The sequence below is a fragment of the Pseudacidovorax intermedius genome, assembly GCF_001476815.1.
GTDB classification, from domain to species: Bacteria; Pseudomonadota; Gammaproteobacteria; order Burkholderiales; family Burkholderiaceae_C; genus Xenophilus; species Xenophilus intermedius_A.
Genome location: NZ_LDSL01000136.1, coordinates 1 through 9533, shown reverse-complemented (window position 1 = coordinate 9533; position 9533 = coordinate 1). Strand labels below are relative to the sequence as shown.

The window sequence follows — 9533 nt, the reverse complement described above, 5'->3', positions numbered from 1 at the left end:
CTCGGTTCTCGGTTCTCGGTCGCGCTAGCGCCGCGCCGCTAACCGGCAGAGGACGCCGGCATGCGCTCTCCGGCACCGCGTCGCGCTCACCGGCTTGCTGCACAACACGGGTGCTCGCTCTCCACCGACGCGCTTGGGGCACTGCACGGCGCCGCGAATGGGGCGCCTCCGATCGCACACCGGCATCCTCTGCCTTGACCGTGCGCCTGAACTGCCGGGATCAGCGGCTGGGTCGTCGGCGACGGCTGGGTGAGTTGAGCGGACGTCCTTCGCCCTTCACCGTTCGCCGTTCACCGTTGACCCTCGGCGCCTTCCACCCCGCTCGCCCTGAGCTTGTCGAAGGGCGGGATGCATCCCGGCTTCGAGACGCCGCCAGCCGAACGGTTCGGAGACGGGCGACCACGGCGCCATGAGGGGTCGCGGTGGCTGAACCGCCAAAGGCCATGGCCGTGGAGGATTCGCGAGCAGGGTCGAGGCGGAGGATGCCGGCGTGCTGGCGGAGGCGCCCCATTCGCGGCGCCGTGCAGTGCCCCAGGCATGTCGGTGGAGAGCGAGCACCCGCCTGATGCAGCAAGCCGGTGAGCGCGACCAGCGCCGGAGAACGCATGCTGGCGTCCTCCGCCGGTTCAGACCAGGAGCCGTTCTTTCTCCCGATCAGAGCGGACGCATCGGTCAAAGACGACGAAGCGCGTTGCCGTCAGCCAGAGACCGGCAACGATGCGCTCGATCCAAGCACCACCATGAATGCGGCCCTGATCCAGCGCGGCCGTTCCGACAGCAAAGTTGCAGCCGATCAAAGACTGAAGATCTTCCCCGGATTCAGGATGTTCTTCGGATCCAGCGCCTTCTTCAGCGTGCGCATCATCGCCACCGCGCCGTCGCCCGCCTCGTCGATCAGGAAGCCCATCTTGTGCAGCCCGATGCCGTGCTCGCCAGTGCAGGTGCCGCCCATCGCAATGGCGCGCGATACCAGGTCGTGGCTCAGCTGCTCGGCGCGCAGGCGCTCGTCGTGGTCGTGCGGGTCGATCAGGTAGCCGAAGTGGAAGTTGCCGTCGCCCACGTGGCCCACCAGGAAGTAGGGGATGCCGCTCGCATCCGCCTCGTCCACCGAGGCCAGCAGGCAATCGGCCAGGCGCGAGATCGGCACGCAGGTGTCGGTGGTCACCGCGCGGCAACCGGGGCGCGACTGCACGGCGGCGAAGTAGGCGTTGTGCCGGGCGGTCCACAGCCGGGTGCGTTCCTCCGGCGTGGTGGCCCATTCGAAGTCGTTGCCGCCCATCTCGCTGGCGATGGCCTGCACCGTCTCGGCCTGCTCCTGCACGCCGGCGGGCGAGCCGTGGAACTCCATCAGCAGCATCGGCTCCTCGCGCAGACTCAACCTGGAGTGGGCATTGACCATGCGCACCGCATTCACGTCGATGAGTTCCACCCGCGCGATCGGCACGCCCAGCTGGATGATCTGGATGGTGGTGCGCACCGCCGCCTCGATGCTCGGGAAGGAGCAGATGGCGGCCGACACCGCTTCGGGCAGCGGATAGATGCGCAGCGTGATTTCGGTGGCGACGCCCAGCGTGCCCTCGCTGCCCACCATCAGCCGCGTGAGGTCGTAGCCGGCCGAGGACTTGCGCGCGCGGGTGCCGGTGCGGATCGCCTCGCCGCTGGCCGTCACCACCTCCAGCGCCAGCACGTTCTCGCGCATGGTGCCGTAGCGCACGGCGTTGGTGCCGCTGGCCCGCGTGGCCGTCATGCCGCCGATGCTGGCATCCGCGCCGGGGTCGATGGGGAAGAAGAGGCCGCTGGAACGCAACTCCTCATTGAGTTGCCGCCGGGTCACGCCGGGCTGCACCGTCACCGTGAGGTCCTCGGCGTTGACCGACAGCACCTGGTCCATGCGCGACAGGTCGATGCTGATGCCGCCCTGCACCGCCAGCAGATGGCCCTCGAGCGAGGAGCCCACGCCGAAGGGGATCACCGGCACGTCCGCATCCGACGCGAGCCGCACCGCATCGGCCACGTCGCGCGTGCTCTGGGCAAAGATGACGGCCGCGGGCGGCGGCACGTCGAAGGGCGATTCGTCGCGGCCGTGCTGTTCGCGCACCGCCATGGCCGTGGAACACTGGGCGCCGAAGCGCTCGCGCAGCGCCGCCAGCAGCGACTCGGGCACCGGGCGCGGGGCCACGGCGGGATGCAGGCGGGCGAGGTCGGCGGGGGCGTTCATGTCTGTCTCCTTTGGGCGGCCGGGTGCTGGCCGGCGCGGTCTACCATTCTAGGAACCGCAGCCACAGAAGGACTTCCGCATGGGCAACCGCCTCACCCAGATCGCGACGCGCACCGGCGACGACGGCAGCACCGGCCTGGGCGACAACACCCGCGTCTCCAAGGGCCACCTGCGCGTGCATGCCATGGGCGACGTGGACGAGCTCAACTCGCACATCGGCCTGCTGCTGTGCGAGCCGCTGCCCGCCGAGGTGCGGGAGCTGCTGGTGGACGTGCAGCACCAGCTCTTCAACCTGGGCGGCGAGCTGGCCATGCCCGGCTACACGCTGCTCAAGGACGAGGCGCTGCTGCAGCTGGACCAGGCACTGGAGACGCACAACGCCGCGCTGCCGCGCCTGGCCGAATTCATCCTGCCGGCCGGCACCCGTGCGGCGGCGCAGGCGCACGTCTGCCGCACCGTGGCGCGCCGGGCCGAGCGGGCCATCGTCGCGCTGGGCGCGGTCGAAGTGGTGAACGACGCGCCGCGGCGCTACCTCAACCGCCTGTCGGACCTGCTCTTCGTGCTGGCCCGCGTGCTCAACCGCATGGACGGCGGCGACGACGTCTACTGGAAGAGCGAACGCCTGGCGCGCGCCGCCGCTGCCGGCGACGCGCCGGTCGGCGACTGACGCCGCCGCCGCATGCGCCTGCGCCACATCGAGGTCTTCAATGCCGTGATGCTCACCGGCAGCGTGAGCGCCGCGGCACGGCTCATCAACGTCACCCAGCCGGCCGTCAGCCGCACGCTCCAGCATGCCGAGCTGCAACTCGGCTTCGCGCTGTTCCGCCGCGCCAGGGGCCGGCTCACGCCGACGGCCGAGGCGCAGGCGCTGTATCCGCGCATCGAGCGGCTGTTCGCACAGCTCGACGAGGTGCAGCGCCTGGCCACCCAGCTGCGCCACGGCGGCGAGGTGGCGGGCGAGCTGCGCATCGTCGCGGTCATGGCGCTCACGCACGAGGTGCTGCCCCGGGCGCTGGTGGCCTTCCGTCGGCGGCATCCCGCCGTCGGACTGCGGGTCGAGGCGCTGCACACGCCGCAGATCGTCTCGGCCCTGCTGCTGCGCGAGGCCGACATCGGCTTCGCCTTCAGCGCCCTGCCGCAGGCCGGGCTGGTGCACGACGCCGTGGCGGAAAGCCGCATGGTCTGCGTGGCGCCGCGCGGGCTGCTGCCGCCGGCCCTGGTGCGCGCCGGCACGCTGTCGCTGGCCGACCTGGCGGGTGTGCCGGCCATCGCCCTGGACGGCCGCGACCCGCTGGGCCTGGGCGTGGCGCAGGCCTGCCGCGAGGCCGGCGTGGGCCTGCAGGCGGTGGTCACAGTGCAGACCTACCACGCGGCGCTGGCCATGGCGCACCACGGCCTGGGCGCCGCGCTGGTGGATGGCTGCACCGCGCTGTCCGCCGATCCGGCGCGGGTGGACTGCCTGCCGCTGGCGCCGCCGCTGCCCGTGCCGGTGCGTGCGCTGCGCGCCGCCGACGCCGCCGAATCGGTGCCCGTGCGCACGCTGGTGGCCTGCGTGGGACAAGTGCTGACTGCGGCGCAGGCCGATTTGGGATAAAAAGCGAACGGTCGTTCGCATCGTGGGCGCCGTCCGGGCGCCAGTGCTGCGGCGGCACCGCTCAACTCTCTCCCGATAAAGGACTGTCATGCAGAGACAACAACGACTCCTTCAGGCTCTGACCCTTGCCGGCCTGGGTGCCCTGGCCACCACACCCGCCCTGGCCCAGCAGGCCGGCGACTGGGTGCTGGGCGCCGGCTGGCTCCACTTCTCGCCGCGCGATTCCAGCCAGCCGCTCACGGTGACCGCGCCCGTGCCCAGCGTGGTGCCGGGCTCCGGCGCCGGCGTCGGCAATGCCGACACCCTGGGCCTGAGCGCCGTCTACTTCGTCGACCCCAACTGGGCCGTGGAAGGCGTGCTGGGCGTGCCGCCCAAGTTCAAGCTCAATGGCGAAGGCACGCTGGCCCGCGTCGGCCAGCTGGGCGAGGCCCGGCAGTGGAGCCCCACCATCCTCGGCAAGTACTACTTCGGCAACGGCAACGACGCCTTCCGGCCCTTCGTCGGCCTGGGCGGCACCTACGTCTGGTACAGCGACGTGAGCCTCACGCCGGGCCTGCAGGGCGCCGTCGGCGGCCTGGCCGGCCGCCCGCCGCTGAGCACCGTGACCTCGGCCAAGCTGGACAGCTCCTTCGCGCCGGTCTTCAACGCGGGCGCGGCCTGGCAGATCGACCGGCACTGGGGCATTTCGCTGTCGGTGTCGTACATCCCGCTCAAGACCAAGGCCACGCTCACCACCACCACGGCGACCGGCGTGCCCCTGCTCACCAGCGAAGCGCGCCTGAAGCTCAACCCGGTGGTGACCTACCTGTCGGCCACCTACCGCTTCTGAGGCGGTCCGCGCCTCATGCGGCCGGCGCCGGCGCGGTGTCGGCCGCCAGCAGGCGCGCCACGTGGCGCGCCGTGCCGAAGGCGAGCGTGAAACCCAGCGCGCCATGGCCGACGTTGAAGAGCACGTTGGCTGGCGCGCGCCCGAGGCGCCCCACCAGCGGCAACCCGCTGGGCGTGGCCGGACGCAGGCCGGCCCACGGCTGCGGATCGGCGCCTTCCACGGCGGCCTGCGGAAACACGGCCCGCGTGGCCGCCTGCAGCGTGGCGATGCGGGCCGGCGGAATGCGCAGGTCCTCGCCCACCAGTTCCGCCATGCCCGCCACGCGCAGGCGCTGGCCGATGCGCGCGAACACCGTCTTGCGCGCCGTGTCGGTCACGCTCACGACGGGCGCCGCGCCCGGCGCATCGTGCACCGGCAGCGTGATGCTGTAGCCCTTGAGCGGGTACACCGGCAGGTAGACACCCAGCGCCCGGCCGAAGCGGGCCGACGCCGCACCCAGCGCCAGCACGAAGGCCTCGGCCTCCAGCACGCCGGCGCCGGTGCGCACGGCATGCACCCGCGCGCCCGCACCACCGTGCGGGTCGCGCTCGAAGCCCAGCACCGGCGCCTGCACGAAGCGCACGCCGTGCGCCTGCAGCGCCGCGGCCAGCGCCTGGCACACCTTCAGGCAGTCGGCCACGCATTCGCTGGCCGTGTAGACCGCGCCGGCGAACTGGCCGTGCTGGCTGGCCAGCGCCGGCTCCAGCGCGATCGCCTCGTCGGGCGTCACCAGGCGCTGCGGCGCACCGCCCAGCGCCGCCTGCAGTGCGACCTGCCGGCCGGCCGCCGCCAGCCCGGCCGCACCCCGATAGAGCACCAGCTTGCCGGCCTCGGCGAAATCGCAGTCGGGCTGCAGCGCGGCGCGCATGGCCTCGAAGCCGGTGCGGCTGTCGGCCGCCAGGGCCAGCAGCGTCCGCGTGGTGCGCGCGGCGGCGGGCTCGTTGCAGGCCGCCATGAAGCCCAGGCCCCAGCGCCATTGCCGCGGATCGAGCTGCGGCCGCAGCTTGAGCGGCGAATCGGGCGCGAACATCAGCTTGGGCAGCTGGCCCCAGATCGAGCCGTCGGCCAGGGGCGCCACGTAGGAGTAGCTCAGCTGCGCGCCGTTGCCGCTGCTGGTGCCGCTGCCGGGCGCGGCCTGGTCGACCACCGTGACGGCATGCCCCTGCGCCTGCAGTTCCCAGGCGGTGGCCAGGCCGACGATGCCGGCGCCGAGGATGCAGATGTGCATGGAAGGGAAGGTGGAGGGATTGGGGAACGACAGGGCCGGCGGCTGTGCCGCCAGGGTTTGCCCGCACTGTACGAAGCCCGGTGCGCCGGAGCCAATGCCGAAGGCCGCCTGGTCCATGCCGGCAGCTCATGGGCCGGCGGGCGCGTCCATAAGCTCCGGGCATGGCCGGCCGCGAAAAAACCATGAGCGTTCGCGCGGCGCAGCGGCCACACTGGCCGGCGCCTTGCTTGGGTACCCGCGAGCCGAGCCTTCCGACGTGCTCGCCCTTCCATCCGCATCCTCGACAGAAAGGTTTCCATGAAGCGCTCCCTCCTCATGACCGCGGCCCTGCTGGGCATCGCCGGCCTGCAGGCCGCCCAGGCCCAGGGCCAGGACACGCTGGCCAAGATCGAGAAGGACAACAAGATCACCCTGGCCTACCGCGAGTCCTCGGTGCCCTTCAGCTACCTGGAAGCACCGGGCAAGCCCATCGGCTTCGCGGTGGAACTGAGCAACGCCGTGGTCGCCGAGGTCAAGAAGCAGCTCAACAAGCCCAACCTGGAGGTGGCGCTGATGCCCGTCACCTCGGCCAACCGCATCCCGCTGCTGACCAACGGCACCATCGACCTGGAGTGCGGCTCCACCACCAACAACAGCGCCCGCGGCAAGGACGTGGCCTTCGCCATCAACCACTTCTACACCGGCACCCGCGCGCTGGTGAAGAAGAGTTCCAACATCAAGGACTGGGCCGACCTCAAGGGCAAGAAGGTGGCCATCACCACCGGCACCACCAACATGCTCGTCGTGCGCAAGTACAACGAGGAGAAGAAGCTGGACCTGGACATCATCGGCACCAAGGACCATGCCGACGCGCTGCTGCTGGTCGAGAGCGACCGCGCGGCCGCCTTTCCCATGGACGACATCCTGCTCTACGGCCTGAAGGCCAACGCCAAGGACCCGGCCAGCCTGGAGGTGGTGGCCGAGCCGCTGCAGGTCGAGCCCTATGCCTGCATGCTGCGCAAGGACGACCCCAAGTTCAAGGCGCTGGTGGATGGCGTCTTCACAGGCCTGATGAAGTCGGGCGAGTTCGAGAAGATGTACGCCAAGTGGTTCATGGGCCCGATCCCGCCGAAAAACCAGGCCATCGGGCTGCCGATGAGCAAAGAATTGAAAGAAAACCTCAAGGCGCTCAGCGACAAGCCGGCGACGTGAGCTCGCCCCCCAGGCTGCGCGGCACTGCGTGCCGCTTCGCCTACCCCCCTACCGGGGGGCGCTCCCGGCGGCCCGGCGAAGCCGGTTCCGCGGGCGCCGCTGGCGTGGCCTGCTCCGCGGCCCCTCGAGCATTTGTTGAGTTGAGGTTGCCGGCACGTGGATGATCGCGTGGTCGCTACCGGCCAAATACAAAAAGCCTCCCGCGGGAGGCTTTTTGCATCGGGTGACCGGGCTCAGCGCTTCTTGTGCGCGTCCATGCCCTGGGCCAGCAGCTGGCGGGCCTGTTCGACGTTCTCGTTGACGCGCTGGCGCACGATCTCGAAGGCCTCGGTCTGGGACCGGGCCGTCAGGTCGGCCAGCTCGCGGATGTCTTCCAGCGCCTGCTGGAAGCTGGCGCGGCCCATGCTGTCGATCTTGCCGAGCTGGCCCTTCATGTCCTGGCCGGGCATGGACTGCAGCGTGTCGCGCCACTGCTCGATGGACTGCTTGAGCATCTCGGTCTGGCGCTGCACCACGCTCTGCAGGCCCTCACGCGCCAGCGAACTGGCCTTGACCATCGCCTCCATGTCCTTGCGGCTGTTCTCCAGCAGCAGGGCGGCGGTGCCGGTCACGTCCATGCCCTGCATGCGCTGGGCCATCTCCTGCAGCGACTTGGCGGCCGCTTCCTGCATGCCGGCCAGCGCGGCCATGGGATCGGGCAGCGAGCCGGTGCCGCCGGCATCGGTGGACGAAGAGGTCTTGCGGGTGGCCATCGGGCGTCTCCAATCGGGTTGTGCGGTGGAGCGGCCACGATAACCGCAGCCGCCCCGGGCGCAAAGCCGGGTTGCGCCTCAGCGCGCGGGCGGCGTGGGGATGGTCAGCGGCAGGTCGGGCAGCTCGATCTTGACCTCGAGCACCTCCAGGGCGTCCTGCTTTTCCAGGTTCACCTTGATGTCCTCGGGCTTGATCGACACGTACTTCGAGATCACCGCCAGCAGCTCGCGCTGCAGCTGCGGCAGGTAGTCGGGCCGGCGCGCGTTCAGGCCGCGCTCGTGGGCCAGGATGATCTGCAGCCGCTCCTTGGCGACGGCCGCCGACTTCTTCTTCTCGCCCAGCAGGAAGGAGAGGAAGGACATGCGCCTTACCTCCCGAAGATGCGCTTGAAGAAGCCGGGCTTGGCCGCTTCGGTGAACCGCATGGGCCGCTCCTCGCCGAGGAAGCGCGCCACCACGTCCTGGTAGGCCTGGGCCACGTCGCTTTCCTTGTCGTGCACGGCCGGGATGCCCTGGTTGGAGGCCTGCAGCACCGACTCCGACTCCGGGATCACGCCGATCAGCGGAATGCGCAGGATGTCCTGGATGTCCTCCAGCGACAGCATCTGGCCGTCGGCCACGCGCGCCGGGTTGTAGCGGGTGATGAGCAGGTGCTCCTTGATCGGCTCGGCGCCGTCCTTGGCGCGCTGCGTCTTGGAACTGAGCATGCCCAGGATGCGGTCGGAGTCGCGCACCGAGGACACCTCGGGGTTGGTCACCACCAGCGCCTCGTCGGCGAAGTGCATGGCCATCAGCGCGCCGGTCTCGATGCCGGCGGGCGAGTCGCAGACGATGTAGTCAAAGTCCATCGTCTTGAGCTCCTCGAGCACGCGGCCCACGCCCTCCTGCGTCAGCGCTTCCTTGTCGCGCGTCTGCGAGGCGGCCAGCACGAACAGGTTGTCGCACAGCTTGTCCTTGATGAGGGCCTGCGTCAGGTTGGCCTCGCCCTGGATCACGTTGACGAAGTCGTACACCACGCGGCGCTCGCAGCCCATGATGAGGTCGAGGTTGCGCAGGCCGACGTCGAAGTCGATCACGGCCGTCTTCTTGCCCGCCAGGGCCAGGCCCGATGCGAAGCTCGCGCTGGAGGTCGTCTTGCCGACGCCGCCCTTGCCCGAGGTCACCACCACGATCTTGGTCATTTGCCTGAATCCTTCTTTGACTGTTTCGCGCCGCTTGCTGCGCTGGGAATGAGTGGGTTTCTTTTTGCGGGAAGCCATCGCGCCGTCAACCGGTGATGGCTTCGAGCAGAAGCTTGTCGTCGTGCAGGCGGATCTGCGCCGGCTTGCCGGCCACGTCCGCGGGCAGGGCCACTTCGGACGTGCGGTAGACGCCGGCCACGGCCACCAGCTGCGCCTCGAGGCAGGTGGTGAAGATGCGCGCGCCGGTGTCGCCGCGCGCGCCGGCGATGGCCTTGCCGCGCAGCGGTGCGTACACGTGCACGTTGCCGTCGGCGATGACCTCGGCACCGAAACTCACCAGGCCGGTGACGATCACGTCGCCGCCGCGCGCGTACACCTGCTGGCCCGAGCGCAGCGGCCGGTCGATCAGCAGCGTGCCGCCCTGCGGCACCGGCACCTCGCGCACGATCTGCGGCGCGGGGCTGGGCGGCTCGGGCGGCCGCGCGCCGCAGATCGTGCGCG

At 70.5% G+C, this 9533-nt stretch carries 10 protein-coding genes; 4 read left to right on the top strand and 6 right to left on the bottom strand.

Features of this window, described 5'->3' with window-relative positions; translation table 11 throughout:
* Nucleotides 1-793: 793 nt before the first annotated feature.
* Nucleotides 794-2218: an FAD-binding oxidoreductase gene (locus NS331_RS19890; protein ID WP_058643691.1), complete on the bottom strand. Its 1425-nt coding sequence runs from the start codon at nucleotides 2216-2218 to the stop codon at nucleotides 794-796.
* A gap of 79 nt (nucleotides 2219-2297) precedes the next feature.
* On the opposite strand from NS331_RS19890, the gene NS331_RS19885 reads away from it, so the two are divergent.
* The 3 genes from NS331_RS19885 (at nucleotide 2298) to NS331_RS19875 (ending at nucleotide 4641) form a co-directional block, all read left to right on the top strand.
* On the top strand, nucleotides 2298-2885 hold the full coding sequence (locus NS331_RS19885; protein WP_058643690.1) for a cob(I)yrinic acid a,c-diamide adenosyltransferase: 588 nt from the start codon (nucleotides 2298-2300) through the stop codon (nucleotides 2883-2885).
* 12 nt (nucleotides 2886-2897) lie between these two features.
* Nucleotides 2898-3812, top strand: coding sequence for a LysR family transcriptional regulator (locus NS331_RS19880; RefSeq protein WP_058643689.1), 915 nt, complete (start codon nucleotides 2898-2900; stop codon nucleotides 3810-3812).
* Between the two features lie 88 nt (nucleotides 3813-3900).
* The gene (locus tag NS331_RS19875; RefSeq protein ID WP_058643688.1) at nucleotides 3901-4641 is read left to right on the top strand and encodes an OmpW/AlkL family protein; all 741 of its coding nucleotides are present in this window, start codon (nucleotides 3901-3903) and stop codon (nucleotides 4639-4641) included.
* Between the two features lie 13 nt (nucleotides 4642-4654).
* Here the strand turns inward: NS331_RS19875 and NS331_RS19870 are convergent, their stop codons facing one another.
* Nucleotides 4655-5908, bottom strand: a complete 1254-nt coding sequence (locus NS331_RS19870) for a D-amino acid dehydrogenase (RefSeq protein ID WP_058643692.1) — start codon at nucleotides 5906-5908, stop codon at nucleotides 4655-4657.
* Between the two features lie 297 nt (nucleotides 5909-6205).
* Between NS331_RS19870 and NS331_RS19865 the strand changes: the two genes are divergently transcribed.
* Complete coding sequence (locus NS331_RS19865) at nucleotides 6206-7099, top strand: transporter substrate-binding domain-containing protein (RefSeq protein WP_058643687.1); 894 nt, start codon at nucleotides 6206-6208, stop codon at nucleotides 7097-7099.
* Nucleotides 7100-7332: 233 nt separating this feature from the next.
* Here the strand turns inward: NS331_RS19865 and phaP are convergent, their stop codons facing one another.
* From phaP to minC, 4 genes are all read right to left on the bottom strand, one after another.
* Entirely contained in the window at nucleotides 7333-7851 is a 519-nt protein-coding gene (phaP, locus tag NS331_RS19860; RefSeq protein ID WP_058643686.1) for a TIGR01841 family phasin, read from the bottom strand.
* Nucleotides 7852-7929: 78 nt separating this feature from the next.
* Nucleotides 7930-8214, bottom strand: a complete 285-nt coding sequence (gene minE / locus NS331_RS19855; RefSeq protein WP_058643685.1) for a cell division topological specificity factor MinE — start codon at nucleotides 8212-8214, stop codon at nucleotides 7930-7932.
* A 5-nt stretch (nucleotides 8215-8219) separates the two neighbouring features.
* Complete coding sequence (gene minD / locus NS331_RS19850) at nucleotides 8220-9032, bottom strand: septum site-determining protein MinD (protein WP_058643684.1); 813 nt, start codon at nucleotides 9030-9032, stop codon at nucleotides 8220-8222.
* 85 nt (nucleotides 9033-9117) lie between these two features.
* Nucleotides 9118-9533: septum site-determining protein MinC (gene minC, locus NS331_RS19845; protein WP_153012947.1), on the bottom strand; the 416-nt coding region annotated here is incomplete at its 5' end.